The following is a 16,807-nucleotide window of genomic DNA, read 5'->3' on the forward strand; positions in this document are numbered from 1 at the left end:
GAAATATTATTACATTTATTATAAGATGTATTCAGCAAAAGATCTATATCAATGAAGGAGGTTTTCACATGAAAATAACTTTTTTAGGTGCAGGCAGTACTGTCTTTGTTCGGAATGTCATCGGTGACTGTATGTGTACCGATGCTTTAAAGGACAGTGAAATCGCACTGTACGACATTGACGCTGAAAGACTTGAGGATTCGAGAATTATATTAGAAGCGTTAAATAAAAATATCAACGAAAACAGATCACAGATCAGAACCTATCTGGGTGTAAAGAACCGAAAAGCGGCGCTGAAAGATGCTATATTTGTCGTAAATGCAATTCAGGTCGGCGGATATGATCCATGTACAATCACGGATTTTGAAATTCCGAAAAAATACGGATTGAGACAGACAATTGCAGATACACTTGGAATCGGAGGCATCATGAGAGGCCTTCGTACAATACCAGTCATGGCCGAATTTGCAAGAGATATGGAAGAAGTATGCCCGGATGCTTTACTTTTGAATTATACGAATCCGATGGCAATACTGACCGGTTATATGAACCGCTATACCAAGATCAAGACTGTAGGTCTTTGCCACAGTGTTCAAGTATGCTCCGAAACACTGCTGAAAAGCCTCGGTTTGGAAGACAAACTGGAGGGCAGAAAGGAGCTGATTGCCGGGATTAATCATATGGCCTGGCTCCTTAAGATACACGATAAGGATGGAAATGACCTTTATCCGACAATCAAAGAGAGAGCCGCAAAAAAGAATGCCGAAGAGAAACATCATGATATGGTTCGCTTTGAGTACATAAATACCCTCGGATATTATTGTACCGAATCCAGCGAACACAATGCGGAATATAATCCATTCTTCATAAAAAGTAAATATCCCGAATTGATTGATGACTACAATATTCCTCTCGATGAATATCCGAGAAGATGTATTGATCAGATCGCAAATTGGAAGAAAGAAAAAGAAAATATCCTTGCAGACGGCAAAATAACTCATGAACGCTCCAAAGAGTATGCTTCTTACATCATGGAGGCTGTAGTCACAGGCAAACCCTATGCGATTGGGGGAAATGTTGTGAATACCGGACTAATTGACAATCTTCCCGCTGATGCCTGTGTGGAGGTTCCATGTCTTGTCGATCAAAAAGGAATCACTCCCTGTCACATCGGAAAACTACCTGTGCAGCTGGCGGCGATGAACATGTCAAATATCAACACACAGCTGCTGACCATCGAAGCAGCTGTTACAAAAGACAGACAACATATCTATCAGGCTGCCATGATGGATCCACACACTGGGGGCGAACTTTCCATCAAGGACATTAAAAAGATGTGTGATGAACTAATCGCAGCTCACGGCGAATATATGACTGATTATCAATAAACTTTTTAATCGTTAAGTTCCTTTTTCAAAAAGGGGGATCTTTTGATCAGGATCCCTCTTTTGTTTTGCCTTTTTATTCCCGATCTATAAACATGGAAAACACACGATCCAAACACCATGAAAGATCTATTTTTTTTACGGATTTATCCAGATATACCGGATATTCCATAATCTTATCTCCATTTAGAAAATATGACACGTCACCTATCTTTGTTTTCGCTTTCAACGGTGCTTCTAACCTTTTTGGAAGATGAACTTTTACTTCTGCCTGCTCATCCGTCCCAAGCAACATTTGTTTTCGCTCTTTTATTTCTTTCCCATCCTTATAGACAGGCATAACCTGACATTTTTTGCTGCCAAGCCCCCCGTCATACTGTCCGTTAATCACAGGAATCGGAACCGATAAAAGCCCATCCTGATAGATATCTTGATATTCATAGTTTTCCAGACCATAGTTCATAAGCTTTCTGGTATCAGACCATTTATAACTCTTATTATTCGGCCAGCCACAAGCCAGGAGACTTACGATCAACAGTTTCCCGTCTTTATTTAAAGCCCCTATGTAACAGTATCCTGCTTTTGCAGTAAAACCAGTTTTTCCACTTAAAGCACCTTCCATCATGTTCAGAAATGCATTGTGATTATTACAATTATAGAATACCTGATGCTGCTGATCCCAGAAACTATAAGACGGAGTTTGAGTAATCTTAATAAACTCCTCTTTTTTGGGAGAGACTGAAACACAATATCTCATAATTAATGCCAGATCATGGGCGGTGGTATGATGAACTCCCCCTTCGTCCGACGCATCCAGACCGTTCGGAGATACAAAATGTGTATCTTTACAACCAATTTCCCTGGCTTTTGTATTCATCATATCTGCAAAACCCTCAACTGATTTTCCAACCCTTTCTGCAATCATAATCGCTGTGTCATTATAGGACTCCAGCAGAAGGCCATATAATAAATCCCCAAGTAAAAAGGTCTGTCCCTCATTCACTCCGAGATGAACCTGAGGAGCTTTTACTGCTTCTTTTGAAGCTGTCACCTCCCATGAGGTATCACCATATTCCAGAGCTATGATTCCGGTCATGATTTTCGTGGTGCTTGCCATAGGCATTGCATCATCTGCGTGTTTTTGATATAGAATCCTCCCGGACTCCCCATCCATAAGGCAGGCAGATTTTGCAAACAATTCGTCGTCTGTAATCTCTGCCCCAGCTACCGTAGTGATCTGAGTAAGAGAAAAGACAATCAGGGAAATAAACATTACAATCCGTTTCTTAATCATCTTTTTTGTCCTATTTTACATTTATTAAACAACGTATGCAAAACCCTTTTATATCATGACAATGCCAGGGTTAAAAACAGTCTTGACAAAATCAGCAGACGACTTTATAATACAAATACTGCGGTATAGATTTACTAAACAATCAGTTTATACATACTATAATTCGGAAGGGGAATTGATATGGAAATTGGCAGTAAAATTCGTTCTTTGCGAACACAAAAACAGCTTACACAGGAAGAGTTGGCCGACAGGTGCGAGCTTTCCAAGGGATTCATCTCACAATTGGAGAATGATGTCACCTCACCTTCCATAGCGACATTGGTCGATATTCTCCAGTGCCTGGGAACTGACCTTAAGGATTTCTTTAACGACGCACCAGAAGAACAGATCGTCTTTCATCAAGAGGATTACTTCGAAAAAGATGAAGATGAACTTCAAAACAAAATCGAGTGGATTATCCCGAATGCCCAGAAAAATATAATGGAGCCAATTCGACTTACCATGAAGAGCAAGGGCAGCACTTATCCTGACAATCCTCATGAGGGTGAAGAATTCGGATATGTAGTCAGTGGAAGAATCTTAATCCATGTCGGAAACAGAATTTTGAAAGCAAAAAAGGGGGAGAGTTTTTATTATACCCCTTCTGCGACTCATTATCTTTCGAATCCGGGAAAATCAGATGCCATTGTCATCTGGGTAAGTACGCCCCCAAGCTTTTAGAGGGAATATAATTTCACTAACTTGTTAAGGAGAAATGCCATGAAACAAAAATTACTTGATCTAAGCCATATTAGCAAGTCATATGATGATCAAAAAATATTGGATGATATGAATTTATATATCAGAGAAAATGAATTCTTAACTTTATTGGGTCCTTCCGGATGCGGAAAAACCACAACACTTCGAATTATTGGTGGATTTGAAAAACCCGACCATGGATCTGTGCTGTTTGAAGGAAGAGATATTACAGATGTTCCGCCAAATAAACGTGCACTTAATACAGTATTTCAAAAGTACGCACTGTTTCCCCACATGACAGTTGCGGAAAACATCGCATTCGGACTAAAGATAAAGGGAAAATCAAAAGCTTATATTGACGATAAAATCCGATATGCCCTGAAGTTGGTCAATCTGGAAGGTTATGAAAACCGCTCTCCTGCTCTCCTTTCCGGCGGTCAACAGCAAAGAATTGCCATAGCTCGTGCCATTGTAAACGAACCGAAAGTACTGCTTTTGGATGAACCCCTTGGCGCTTTAGACTTAAAACTGCGTCAGGATATGCAGTATGAACTGATTCGCCTGAAAAATGAGCTTGGAATCACTTTTATCTATGTGACTCATGATCAGGAAGAGGCCCTCACGATGTCTGACACCATCGTCGTTATGAACCAGGGATATATCCAGCAAATTGGCACACCCGAGCACATCTACAACGAACCGGAAAATGCGTTTGTCGCTGATTTTATCGGAGACAGCAATATCATTGACGGAATCATGCTAAAAGATCATGTAGTAGAGATTTTTGGGGCAAAATTTCAATGTGTCGATGAAGGATTCGGCAGCCATAAACCTGTAGACGTGGTAATTCGCCCGGAGGACATTGATCTGGTTACACCAGAGAGGGGAACCTTGAGGGGCCGTGTCACTAACTTGATTTTTAAAGGGGTACATTATGAGATGGAGGTCAATGCAAATGGGTTTGAGTGGATTGTACACAGCACTGACATGGTTCCTGTGGGCAGGGAAGTGGGAATTACGGTAGACCCTTTTGACATTCAGATCATGAACAAGCCGGAATCCGAAGATGAGGAGGCCGTACAGATTGAAGAATAAGAGAAAATGGCTGGCTGCTCCTTATGGTATCTGGGCTGCCGGATTTATCGTGATACCACTGATCATAATCTTATATTATGCATTTGTTTCACCTGAAACTTCAAAATTTACGATGAGTAACTTTGCGATGGCATTTTCACCCGAGAATATAAAATCATTGGTACTGGCGCTGCTGTTATCTCTGATCAGTACAGTGATTTGTCTGTTGCTGGCCTATCCGCTTGCCGTAATTTTATCGAAAAAGGAAGTGAATCAAAGCAGCTTTATTGTGCTAGTTTTCATTCTTCCCATGTGGATGAATTTTCTGCTGCGCACACTTGCATGGCAGACGCTCTTGGAGAGAAACGGTGTAATCAATGGAATCCTTGCTTTTTTTCATCTTCACCGTCTGAATCTGATCAATACACCGTTTGCCATTATACTTGGCATGGTCTATAACTTTCTGCCATTTATGGTGCTTCCGATCTACAATGTGCTGCTCAAGATGGATCCCAGTATCGTTGAGGCCGCACAGGACCTGGGTGCAGACACCTTGCTGGTATACAAAAAAATTATGGTTCCACTTTCTATTCCCGGAATTGTGAGCGGAATTACGATGGTTTTTATTCCATCTATGACAACATTCGTCATCTCTGATTTGCTTGGCGGAAGCAAATACCTTCTGATAGGAAATGTCATTGAACAGGAATTTAAACAGACAAGTAACTGGAACGCGGGATCTGCGCTTTCGGCAATACTGATGATATTTATCTTTGCCAGTATGTTCTTTTTGAACAAATATGATAAGGATGGGGAGGGCACTTTATTTTGAAAAAATATATAAACAGAATTTACATGGCGTTGATTCTTATCTTTATGTACGCTCCCATTCTAACTATGATTGTCCTCTCCTTTAACGCCTCAAAGACGCGTTCTCGTTGGGGCGGATTCAGTCTGAAGTGGTATACTGCACTTTTTTCAAATACAGATATCATGCAGGCTCTGTATAACACACTAATTATAGCTCTTTTGGCAGCGATTATTTCAACTATTCTGGGAACGATGGCGGCCATCGGAATCGGAAGCATGAAGAAAAAGATCCAGAGTGTTTTTTCAGCTATAACGAATATTCCAATGTTGAACGGCGAAATTGTAATGGGGATATCTCTGATGCTTCTTTTTATCCTGGTCAGGATGAATTTGGGCTTTTCAACGATTCTGATGTCGCATATCACATTCGACATTCCCTATGTGATTTTGAGTGTGATGCCCAAAATCAAACAGTATCCGAAAAGTACCTATGAAGCGGCATTGGATCTGGGCGCATCCCCTCTGCAGTCTTTTTTTAAAGTTGTTTTTCCTGATATTATGCCTGGTGTGTTGTCCGGATTCCTTCTTGCCTTCACGATGTCACTGGACGATTTTGTAATCACTTATTTTACAAAGGGGCCGGGGATTGATACCTTATCAACGAAAATATACTCCGAAGTACGAAAAGGCATCAAACCTGAGATGTATGCATTATCCACACTTCTGTTTGTAACAGTCTTTTTTCTTCTTATCCTGATTAACCAGAATCCCGCAGAGAAGGAAAAAAGGGTAAAGCAGTATTCTGTAATCAGAGTAATCTGTAAAAGAGTTCTTCCGGCTGCAATCATCGTTCTGATCGCAGGAGGCGGCATATATTATCATGGAACAGGCGGTATCTCAACTAAAGATCAGATTGTTGTATATAACTGGGGTGAATATATTGATCCTGATGTTCCAAAAAATTTTGAAAAAGAAACCGGAATTCATGTGGTCTACGAGGAATTTGAGACAAACGAAATTATGTATCCAAAAATACAATCTGGTGCTGTCGCATATGACCTGGTATGTCCCTCGGATTATATGATCGACAAGATGATCCAAAACGATTTGCTGGACAAAATTGATTGGAGTAAAATACCGAATGCTTCTAACATCGGTCGTACCTACTTTGAAAAATCAAGAGAATTTGACCCTTATAATGAATATTCTCTTCCTTATTGCTGGGGAACTCTCGGGATCATCTATAACAAATCCATGGTGAAAAGTCCAGTAAACAGCTGGAATATTCTCTGGGATCCTGAGTATAAAAACAATATTCTAATGCAGGACTCCGTCAGAGATGCGTTCACTGTCGCCTTAAAGCTTGCCGGACATTCGGTCAACTCCTCGGATCCCAAACAACTTGAAAGGGCGGAAAAACTACTTGAAAGTGAGAAGCCTCTTGTTCAGTCTTACAGTGTGGATCAGATCCGAGATAAGATGATTGGCGGCGAAGCGGCACTTGGTGTCACCTTCTCAGGTGAATTTCTATACATGCAGAGGGAAAATCCAGACCTTGATTTTGTCCTTCCAAAAGAAGGCAGTAATGTCTGGATTGATTCCTGGGTAATTCCAAAAAATGCAAAACATAAAAAGAATGCTCAGGAATTCCTGAATTATCTATGCAGACCTGATGTTGCGCTTAAAAACTTTGAATACATCACTTACGCCACACCAAATACGGCTGCCAGAGAACTTATAGAAGATTCAGATATAAGAGACAATCCAATCCTGTTTCCAAAAGACAGTGATCTTAAGAACAGTGAGACCTATCGATATCTTGGCCGCAAAACAGAAGAACTATATGCAAAACTCTGGAGGGAAGTAAAATCATCCTGATTGATTCATCTCTTTTACCCCTCGAAGTTCTGATTTTGTCACAATAATCATAAGGTGATACCAGGGGTCATAAGATCAGACTCAGGAAAGGTGTGGTAGAAAGATTGAATTCAGATAAGCTGGAAAACGATTTTACCGAATTATTGAAAAAGCTGCCGCTTGTAGCAATTCTTTTAATCGCTTCTTTTTTTGTCGGGCAGCTGACAGCACGTGTTGTTCATTCAAAGGAAACGTCGGCTGTTCTTCCCGCTTCCGATGGAAACTGGGGACTTGGCTTTCCGGAAGAGGGGAAAACGCCGACAGGAAATGCCACAATTGATGAATTGAAGGACTATAATGCTTACTATGCCGAGGACACAGATGACAAGGTAATATATCTGACATTTGACTGTGGATATGAGAATGGAAATACAGCACCGATTCTTGACGCGCTGAAAAAGCATAATGTAAAGGCCTCATTTTTTGTTGTAGGAACCTTTATAGACTCTAATCCGGAACTGATAAAACGAATGGTTGAGGAAGGTCATATTGTTGGCAATCACACCTGGCATCATCCGGATATGTCTGCAATGTCAACGAAGGAAGCCTTTTCTAAAGAACTTACAGATGTAGAAAAAAAATATGAAGAGATAACCGGCAAGCCCATGAACAAATACTACCGGCCTCCGCAGGGAAAATATAATGAATCAAATCTTCAAATGGCAAAAGATTTGGGATATAAGACATTTTTCTGGAGTCTTGCCTATGTAGACTGGTATCAGGATAACCAGCCTACAAAGGAAGAAGCCTTTAAAAAATTACTGGGAAGGATCCATCCTGGTGCCGTGGTTCTTTTGCATAGCACCTCCAGTACAAATGCAGCAATTCTTGATGAACTGCTGACAAAGTGGGAAGAGATGGGTTATACCTTCAAGACTATCGATCAAATTGGAGGGTCTAACGAAGCAACGTCAGTCTGATCCGTATGTTTTTCAATTTCTTTTTTTCCAACCCGGTCAAGCGGGCGATGCGTTTTCATCTTGATAAACAGTGGTACATACTCAAATATCAGGGAGGAATTTTCAAGTCCATACCATCTGGCGGGCGTACCCGCAACACGCCTTATGGCATACTTTAATGCCACGGTCGCCCGTCCGGATGGAGAGATGTCGCTTTCAGGCACCAGCATTTTACGTATCAGGCAAAATTGAAAGTTTCCGACATCATTGGACTCGTACACTGAATAATTGCTCTCCTGCGAGGGAAGTTCCCCGCTTGCTATCAGATCCTCTACAATCTGGCGCAGATATACATTCACCCTCTGTCCAACTTTAAATCCGAGTCGAAGCTGAATCTTGAAGATAAAATCAGTCCCAAAACTCTCAACTGCATACTCTCTTGTGTAAGGTTTATCGGTTACCTGAATGTTGATAAACCAGTACGCTTTTGCTCTCTTTGGGCGTCTATCCAGAATCGAATATAAAATATCCCGGTCAAGTTCTTTCATCTTTGAATCTTTCGTAACATAAACAAGATTATCCGTCTGATAGGGAATACTGTCATCTTCACGAAGCATTCTAAGCTGATCAACATAATGTCGAATATCGAGATATACAGCCTGTGAATTCTCGATCTTTGTTCCTCTGTCCCAGACAAGCATAATTGCGAAAAGAACAAACGCCATAAACAAAGCGACATAACCACCTCTCGCAAATTTGCTCAGACTCGATACAAAGAAAGAACCCTCCAACAAGCCAAAGAATGCAAGAAAGATAATTCCGAAAATCTTTTTCCCCTTTTCTTTAAACAGATATATGGACAACAGTACTGTAGTCATCAGCATCGTCAATGTGATGGAAAGTCCATAGGCAGCCTCCATATTGGCACTTGTTCTGAAAAACAATACAATGGAGGAGCATGCAATCCATAGAATCGTATTTACAAGGGGGATGTAGATCTGTCCCTTTATCATAGTGGGGTAATGGATCTGCATATGAGGCATAAGATTCAGTCTGCTCGCCTCAGATACCAGGGTAAATGATCCCGTGATCAGAGCCTGTGAAGCAATGATTGCAGCCACCGTTCCCAGGATAACACCGACCGGACGGATACTGTCAGGCAACATCTCGAAAAATGGATTCATATCTTTTATTCTGTCCAGGGCGCTCAGGTTTTTATTTTGGATCAGCCATGCTCCCTGCCCCAGATAATTCACAATCAGACAGATCTTTACGAATGGCCAACTGATATAAATATTGCCTTTTCCTACATGTCCCATGTCTGAATATAAGGCCTCTGCACCGGTTGTCGCAAGAAAAACACTTCCCAGAATCATAAATCCCATCTTGTTGTCAGGACTCACTAAAATTCTGAGTGCCCAGATCGGATTCAGAGCTTTGATAATACCCGGCATTTCTACAATACGAAAAAATCCGGCAACTGCAAGAAAAGCAAACCAAATTGTCATAATCGGACCAAAAGCTTTTCCGATTGACGATGTCCCTGCTCTTTGGATTAAAAACAAGACACCGATAATCACCAAGGTAATGACAATAATCTTATTCTGGTTATCACCAAGAAGTCCCTGAAAAAAGGGGATTGTCCTTAATCCCTCGATTGCAGTAGTTACTGTCACTGCAGGTGTTAACATTCCATCTGCAAGCAACGCAGCGCCGCCAATCATAGCCGGAAATATCAGCCACTTTCCATATTTTTTTACCAAACTGAAAAGTGCGAAAATTCCACCCTCACCATGATTGTCAGCCTTCATTGCGATCAGCACATATTTGACCGTCGTCAGAAGCGTCAAAGTCCAGATTACCAGAGACAGCGAACCTAAAATCAGGGGCTCACTGACTTCGCTTAATCCCCCATTCTCAGAAATAATCGACTTCATAACATACATCGGTGATGTACCAATATCACCGTATACTACACCTATGGCAACTAAAACGGCTCCCATACCGATTGGTATCTGGCCGTTTTTACTCTGACTTTCTATATCAGACATTTTTCTTTTCCCTTCCTTATCAACGTTGTAAATTAAGATGTATTTCGTCATTTATAATGACAATAATGGAATCTTAGCACAAAGGAATTGTATTGTCAATTGCTAGATTTTTGTGCAAATAAAAAAGCCCCTGCAGATAGCTGCAACGACTTTTTAATTCTTACTTAATCATTGACATATGGCATGATTGCCATGTGACGAGCTCTTTTAACTGCAGATGTAATCTCTCTTTGATGCTTTGCACAGTTTCCTGTAACTCTTCTGGGAAGGATCTTGCCCCTCTCAGATACATATCTGCTTAATTTGTTCGCATCTTTATAATCAATTACATTATCTTTTCCGCAAAATACACATACTTTTCTTCTGCGTCCGCGTCTTTCGCCTCTGTTATAAGCCATCTTTCTTTCCTCCTTCTGACTTCATTCAATCCTATGCATTCGATTGTTTAAAAAACTTATGCCTCTTCTTTTTCAGGCTGTTTTTTGTCTTCTTTTCTGACAACAAGATATCTCAATACATTGTCCATGATACGGATATTGTCTTCAACTTGTATCGGACAGTCAGAATCTGCTTCAAATTGAATGAAATAGTAGAAGCCCTCACGCATATGTGAAATCTCGTAAGCAAGTTTTTTCTTGCCCCATTCTTCAACATCGGTGACTGTTCCATTGAAGCGAGTGATATAGCTTTTCGCTTTTTCAACGACTGCTGCTCTTTCCTCGTCATCAATTTTAGCATTTACAACTAATGCTAACTCGTACTTGTTCATGCTCATTACCTCCTTTTGGACTTTTGGCCTCCTGTTTTCCAGGAAACAAGGAACTCGTGGAATAGATTTCCACGAGTTCTAATTTTAACATATACAAGCATACTTGTAAAGAGAAAATTTATTTACCAAACAATACATCGCTCGATTTTCTCTTTTTTCTCTGATCTTCAGAATTCTTCCAAAGTTCATCTGCCTCATCTTTCCAGCAGTTGGCATAGGCTTCACATTTATCACACAGATGCTCTGCCGTTTCCGGGGACTGCAGATCCGTAGAGTGAGCTCCCGTCTTTTCCACCATTTCAGTGAGCTTTTCGGGGTTTTCAAGCATTGGACAAGGTCTCAGATGATTTTCATTAAACGGCTGATTCTTCTTATATTCCATAAACAGAGGCTGTTTGAAACAGTCAAGCAGTGACATATCATGGATATTCGCACTGGAATAATGAATAAATACGCAAGGCTCAACATCCCCATTCGGGTTGATATGAGCGTAGAATCTTCCGCCGGCAATACACCCTCCGACATACTCGCCATCGTTTTGGAAATCCATGGCAAAAATAGGCAGATCACATTCATTAGTCCTGAGTTCTCTGATCCTGTGATACATATATTCTCTTTGTTCCTTAGTTGGGAGGAGGTCAACAGACGCATCATTTCCAACCGGCATATAATGGAAATACCATGTAAAACGAACACCCTTTGAGATAATCATCTTCAGGAATTCATCTGAAGTGACTGTCTTGTAGTTCGCACTCGTATAACAGATAGAGGTTCCAAACAGCAGGCCATGTGCCTTCATAAGATCCATGGCATCCATAACTTTGTCAAAGATACCATTTCCTCGCCTGCCGTCATTGACTTCTTCAAATCCTTCCAGACTTAGGGAGAAAGTTATGTTGCCTGCGGCAGCTGCCTCTTTACAAAATTTCTCATCAATTAACGTTCCATTTGTAAACGCATGGAATGCACAGTCTTTATGCTTTTTGCAAAGTTTAATGATATCATCTTTTCTCACGAGTGGTTCGCCACCAGTCATCATGTAAAAATAGATGCCTAGTTCTTTGCCCTGCGTCACAATAGAATCCAGATCTTCGTAACTTAAGTTTAGTCTGTTGCCGTACTCAGCCGCCCAGCATCCGGTACAATGCAGGTTACAGGCACTTGTAGGATCCATCAGAATAATCCACGGTACATTACAGCCCAATTCTTCTTTGAGAGCCTGTGTCTTTTTAAAGCCATAGAATCCGGCCTGATAACCGAGATTCAGTGCATTCATCTTTATTACATGCGGATCAAGTTCGTTAAGTGCACAATTAATAAAGCGCATCCATTTACTGTCAGGATCTTTCACCAATTCCCTTGCACTGTCAAAAACTTTACTCTGGAAGGTATCGCCTAAAAACTTTTGTGCTAAATCAATCAGCTTATTAAAAGCCTTCTCTCTGTCCTCTTCATCTTTATTCACGTATCTTAGTACGCCATCAATCGCTGCAGAAAAAGCTGCTCTAGTCGCTGCGTTTTTGAATCCATCAGCCATATTACACTTATTCCTCCTTCGTTCATTTATATTCGATTATATATAAATTAATCGCTCCTGTCTCTGGACAAATAAAATTTCATGAGAAATTTTTAGACATTATCATTAATTGTAACATTTTTGGACACTTCTTCACATCTGTCCCTTTAAAAAAAAAGTGTATCTATTATGATATTAGCAAACTCAAAAAAGAAACAGGAAAGAGATGTTAATATTATGAACTCTCAAGATATAACTTATTCCATTATAGGAACAACTATTGATCATGGACTCCGCGAAATGTCAGATGATCCAAAACGCAGTGTCCGAAAACTGGCTGACCTTGGAAAACGTTTTTCCACAGGAAGATTTCAGTCATGGCTTTTTTCTTTATTTCAGGAGTTACTGCGCAATGACAACAGTTCGTATTATCAGGTCATTGATCATCTGTTAAAATGGACTCGTTGGAGTAACTTAAAGACATTTGGCCTGAATGTCGGCTACAATGGCTGGACAAGCGGCGCAAAAAAAATCAGAAAGCAAATTTCCAGACAAAGATGTGAAATTCCCTGGATCTTAATTTTCCACTTTAATCCGGATATCGATGATGGAATTATGATAAATCAAATTTCCGAGTACATTCAGCAGGGAAAAAAGCTGGGTATTCACTGTTTTGTCATCTGGCAGGAAAACAATTTTCATCATTCTGACGAAATATTAGATCTCATAGAAGATAATTCTGACTGTGCATTTATCTGGCAGCTGCCGGATTCGAACTTGTCCCGTGAGTCGGTCTCACAAACGGAAGACTGTGATAACCTGATGCTGTGTCTTCCCCTCGACGGCAACTACAGTTTAGAAAATGCCCAAAGGCTACATGCTGCAAAATCAATGTTTGGATTTTATACTTTTTACAATAACTCAGACATTATAGATCAGCTTCCCGAGATGACAGAGCAGATTGTAAATCAATACGCTTCTTTTCTCCTCATGATATCAAACGATACCTGCAGTGACGCTGAACGTTCTAAAATAATAGAGCATGTCTACAACTTCCGTCTGGAGCAGATATATCCATTGATTCCGGTAGATTTCTATGGGGATTTTGCAAAGATCAATACAATTATTGCAGACAGGCCCTGTATATTTGAAATTTTGGCCGATGGCAGTTTAAAAACAAAGACATCCTCATCGGTCAACATCAAAGATTTTCCCTCTCTGATAGATCTTCTTTCCCTTGCAATGCCGGTGGATGAATAGGGCACGGGCCTTATTCATCTTCCTGCTCCATATCATCTTTCAGGCTGGCTGCCAGCGCTATGATAACGTCCCTGATCTGACTTAAGAACTTTCTTGGCGTTGTATCCTGATCATCGGACAGCCAGCGAACCATCGTCGCCAGAAATCCCTCGACAATAAATATAGTAAAGAATTCTTGTTCCTTGGAATCGTGGAAGATGTCCTGTACAAAAAAACTTACCAGCGGCTGTAAAGTCTCATAAAAGTAATCACGAAATGAATTCTGACCTTCTATCATGAGTGCATCATGGTAGAATTCTTTATCCTTATAAAAAAGATCGCATAATGCAACAAGGAGTTCCCACCCGTTTTCATACGATCCAACGGTAATCTCACTGACAAAGTCTACGTAAAAAATCCAATTTACCAGATCATATTTGTCCTTAAAGTGATAATAAAAACTTTTGCGGTTCATACCACACTCATCACAGATATCTCTGACGCTGATCTTTGAGAAAGGTTTCCGTTTCATAAGATCTTTCAAAGCAGACGCCAGTGCGTTTTTCGTTATATTAGAATCTGGCATATAAAAACCTCCTCACATGATAAAAAGTATACTTCGTGAGGAGATTTTTGTCAATCGGATTCCAGTGTAAACCAGAAGGCCACACCATTTTCATAGTTAATTGCACCATATTTCTGATGTAAAGAGTCCATAATAGCCCTGACAATTGAAAGGCCAATACCACTTCCTCCATATTCTCTGGTTCTGGCCTTGTCTACCTTGTAGAATTTAATCCAGATGTTATCCATATCTTCATCTGGAATAGGATCACCCGTATTAAACACGGTTGTTTTTACTACATCATCTGTTTTTTCACATGTAATCTCAATTGTCTTTTCATCATTGAGGTGATTCAGCGCATTTGTCAGATAATTAGTAAACACTTCTTCCACTTTAAATTCATCCCCCCAAACTATGACGGGGCCGTCTGGATCAAAAATAATATGAGCCTCTTTTTGCTCTATTAAAATATGTGAAGAATGCAAAACTCCGCGAATCAGATCCGCCAGATCAAACCTTTCCATCTCCACTTGTTCATTTCCGAATTCCAATTGGTTTAAGGTCAGCATTTTTTTTACCATTTGGTTCATTTTTTGCGATTCATCGATAATTACATCACAGTAAAAATCGCGGCTTTCATCATCATCATTGACACAGTCCTTTAAGCCTTCCGCATAACCTTGAATCAAGGCAATCGGCGTCTTCAGTTCATGCGTCACATTTGACAAAAACTCTTTTCGCATTTCGTCTATCTCTGTTTTTTTATCAATATCACTCTGCAGCTCTACATTTGCTGTTTTCAGTTCAGTAATCGTCCGCTCCAGTGTCTTTGACATCTTATTAAAATTGTTTCCGAGTTCGCCAATCTCATCCTCACCGCCACTTGCGTATTTTGCATCAAAGTCAAGATCCGCCATCCTCTGGGAAATACCTGTCAATTCCTGTATCGGTTTTACAATCCTTTTTGTGAGATACCAGATGGCAGCTCCTCCCGCAATTAGAATCAAAAAACCGATGAAAAAATAGAACTGATTGGAAAGATTTGAGGCATCCCGGATACTTTGCAGGGGAGTCCTGACCAGATAATAACCCCCGTTTCCCATCTTTCCCCAAAGTTCCAGATAATCGAGATTTACATTGGCATCATGAAAACGCTGTACCTGATATTTGTCTGTTTTTTTGATGACATCCGCAACATTTCTATAATCATCTACGACGACGTATCCAAAAAGATCCACCTGCATCTTTTGTTTTTCCTGATCGGTTGCATAGGACCATATAGTTTTTAAGTTGGAATCTGTACCGATCATATTAAGATTATTGTTAATGCAAAACTGCAAAAGGCGGATACCGGAATCGATTGAGACATCCTTATCAATATCAATCAGATCCCAGCTGTGTTCAAGAGTCTCGGCTTTTTTAGAGAGGTAGTACCGCGGAAGGAAAGCATAACTGACAACTCCTGTCAACAATACCGATAAAGCAATCAGACCCATAAAAGTAACGGCCAGGCGTTTCCTGATAGACTTTTTCATTGATCTACCTCAAATTTATATCCCATGCCCCAGATCGTCTTGATATAATCTCCTTTTGTTCCCATCTTACTTCTGAGTTTTTTTACGTGTGTATCAATTGTTCTGGCATCGCCAAAATAATCGTAATTCCAAACATTGTTTAATATCTTTTCTCTGGATAGCGCGATCCCCCTGTTTTCAATGAAATACACAAGGAGTTCAAACTCTTTATAACTAAGTTCTATGGGTACTCCATCCAAGGTTGCTTCATGGGCTGCTTTATCTATGACAATTCCCCCTGCCTTTAGTTTGTCATCTAGTCCCTTGTGGCCTGTTCTTCTTAGAATGGCTTCTACGCGTGCTACAAGAATCTTGGGGCTGAAAGGTTTCGAGATATATTCATCCACTCCAAGCTGAAATCCCAGCAATTCATCTCGTTCGTCACTTTTTGCAGTAAGCATGATAATCGGAACCTTTGAGTACTGTCGAATCTCCCTGCAAGCCTGCCAACCATCCATCTTCGGCATCATAACATCGAGAATAATTAATGCAATATTTTTTTCCTGCAGGAAAAGATCGACTGCTGCCTCACCATCTCCTGCCTCTAAGACATCATATCCACTTTTGGTCAGAAAATCTTTCACAAGTTTTCTCATACGGCTTTCATCATCTACGACTAATATTCTCAATTTGTCCATATATATCCGCTCCTCTTATAGAATTAACCATCACAATCCTAGTAATAAGACACATTATATCTGAATCTTGTGACTGAATTGTGAACGCAGGACCTTTTGACCCTGGTATCATCATATGATGTTGGGGTCAAAAGTAATTTGACCCCATATGATACACGGATTACTCCGCACTTTGTGCTCACGTAATCCTACAAACATTCGAAAACACACCCTAATCGGGTTGCTTTCTCATGTTTGTTCGGGTCCCAAGGTCATGCTTTTTCATGCGAGCATGAAACGCATGACCTTTTGACCCTAGTATCATCATATATAAAATAAGCCCTGGGATTTTATACCCA

At 40.4% G+C, this 16,807-nt stretch carries 15 protein-coding genes; 7 read left to right on the plus strand and 8 right to left on the minus strand.

Features of this window, described 5'->3' with window-relative positions; genetic code table 11:
- Window positions 1–68 precede the first annotated feature (68 nt).
- A complete protein-coding gene (melA, locus tag INP51_RS07760; protein WP_193737116.1) occupies window positions 69–1,388 on the plus strand; it encodes an alpha-glucosidase/alpha-galactosidase in 1,320 nt (439 codons plus the stop codon).
- 73 nt (window positions 1,389–1,461) lie between these two features.
- Here melA and INP51_RS07765 read toward each other — a convergent pair whose 3' ends face one another.
- Window positions 1,462–2,679, minus strand: a complete 1,218-nt coding sequence (locus tag INP51_RS07765; protein WP_193737117.1) for a D-alanyl-D-alanine carboxypeptidase family protein — start codon at window positions 2,677–2,679, stop codon at window positions 1,462–1,464.
- Between the two features lie 180 nt (window positions 2,680–2,859).
- Here INP51_RS07765 and INP51_RS07770 point away from each other — a divergent pair, with 180 nt between their 5' ends.
- The 5 genes from INP51_RS07770 (at window position 2,860) to pdaA (ending at window position 8,138) form a co-directional block, all read left to right on the plus strand.
- Entirely contained in the window at window positions 2,860–3,399 is a 540-nt protein-coding gene (locus INP51_RS07770) for a helix-turn-helix domain-containing protein (protein ID WP_193737118.1), read from the plus strand.
- A gap of 39 nt (window positions 3,400–3,438) precedes the next feature.
- Window positions 3,439–4,512 (plus strand): spermidine/putrescine ABC transporter ATP-binding protein, encoded by a 1,074-nt coding sequence (gene potA, locus INP51_RS07775; RefSeq protein WP_193737119.1) that lies wholly within the window; start codon window positions 3,439–3,441, stop codon window positions 4,510–4,512.
- Window positions 4,502–5,323, plus strand: coding sequence for an ABC transporter permease (locus INP51_RS07780; protein ID WP_230406915.1), 822 nt, complete (start codon window positions 4,502–4,504; stop codon window positions 5,321–5,323). The genes potA and INP51_RS07780 overlap by 11 nt, the downstream gene beginning before the upstream one ends.
- Entirely contained in the window at window positions 5,317–7,179 is a 1,863-nt protein-coding gene (locus INP51_RS07785; RefSeq protein ID WP_193737297.1) for an extracellular solute-binding protein, read from the plus strand. Before INP51_RS07780 ends, INP51_RS07785 begins: the two co-directional genes overlap by 7 nt.
- A gap of 119 nt (window positions 7,180–7,298) precedes the next feature.
- Window positions 7,299–8,138, plus strand: a complete 840-nt coding sequence (pdaA, locus tag INP51_RS07790) for a delta-lactam-biosynthetic de-N-acetylase (RefSeq protein ID WP_408610548.1) — start codon at window positions 7,299–7,301, stop codon at window positions 8,136–8,138.
- Here pdaA and INP51_RS07795 read toward each other — a convergent pair.
- The 4 genes from INP51_RS07795 to INP51_RS07810 form a co-directional block, all read right to left on the minus strand.
- Window positions 8,102–10,168 (minus strand): KUP/HAK/KT family potassium transporter, encoded by a 2,067-nt coding sequence (locus tag INP51_RS07795; RefSeq protein ID WP_193737121.1) that lies wholly within the window; start codon window positions 10,166–10,168, stop codon window positions 8,102–8,104. The two genes, pdaA and INP51_RS07795, sit on opposite strands and share 37 nt — an antisense overlap.
- Before the next feature lie 164 nt (window positions 10,169–10,332).
- Window positions 10,333–10,566: a 30S ribosomal protein S18 gene (gene rpsR / locus INP51_RS07800; RefSeq protein ID WP_193737122.1), complete on the minus strand. Its 234-nt coding sequence runs from the start codon at window positions 10,564–10,566 to the stop codon at window positions 10,333–10,335.
- A gap of 56 nt (window positions 10,567–10,622) precedes the next feature.
- Complete coding sequence (gene rpsF, locus INP51_RS07805) at window positions 10,623–10,937, minus strand: 30S ribosomal protein S6 (protein ID WP_193737123.1); 315 nt, start codon at window positions 10,935–10,937, stop codon at window positions 10,623–10,625.
- Between the two features lie 118 nt (window positions 10,938–11,055).
- A complete protein-coding gene (locus INP51_RS07810) occupies window positions 11,056–12,474 on the minus strand; it encodes a radical SAM protein (protein ID WP_193737124.1) in 1,419 nt (472 codons plus the stop codon).
- Window positions 12,475–12,642: 168 nt separating this feature from the next.
- Here INP51_RS07810 and INP51_RS07815 point away from each other — a divergent pair, with 168 nt between their 5' ends.
- Window positions 12,643–13,713 (plus strand): hypothetical protein, encoded by a 1,071-nt coding sequence (locus tag INP51_RS07815; protein WP_193737125.1) that lies wholly within the window; start codon window positions 12,643–12,645, stop codon window positions 13,711–13,713.
- A gap of 10 nt (window positions 13,714–13,723) precedes the next feature.
- Here INP51_RS07815 and INP51_RS07820 read toward each other — a convergent pair whose 3' ends face one another.
- The 3 genes from INP51_RS07820 to INP51_RS07830 are packed head-to-tail and all read right to left on the minus strand — an operon-like array spanning window position 13,724 to window position 16,469.
- Window positions 13,724–14,278, minus strand: coding sequence for a TetR/AcrR family transcriptional regulator C-terminal domain-containing protein (locus INP51_RS07820; RefSeq protein WP_193737126.1), 555 nt, complete (start codon window positions 14,276–14,278; stop codon window positions 13,724–13,726).
- A 50-nt stretch (window positions 14,279–14,328) separates the two neighbouring features.
- Entirely contained in the window at window positions 14,329–15,792 is a 1,464-nt protein-coding gene (locus tag INP51_RS07825; protein WP_193737127.1) for a sensor histidine kinase, read from the minus strand.
- The gene (locus INP51_RS07830) at window positions 15,789–16,469 is read right to left on the minus strand and encodes a response regulator transcription factor (RefSeq protein WP_193737128.1); all 681 of its coding nucleotides are present in this window, start codon (window positions 16,467–16,469) and stop codon (window positions 15,789–15,791) included. Before INP51_RS07830 ends, INP51_RS07825 begins: the two co-directional genes overlap by 4 nt.
- Between the last annotated feature and the right edge of the window lie 338 nt (window positions 16,470–16,807).

Source organism: Blautia liquoris (assembly GCF_015159595.1).
GTDB lineage: Bacteria > Bacillota > Clostridia > Lachnospirales > Lachnospiraceae > Novisyntrophococcus > Novisyntrophococcus liquoris.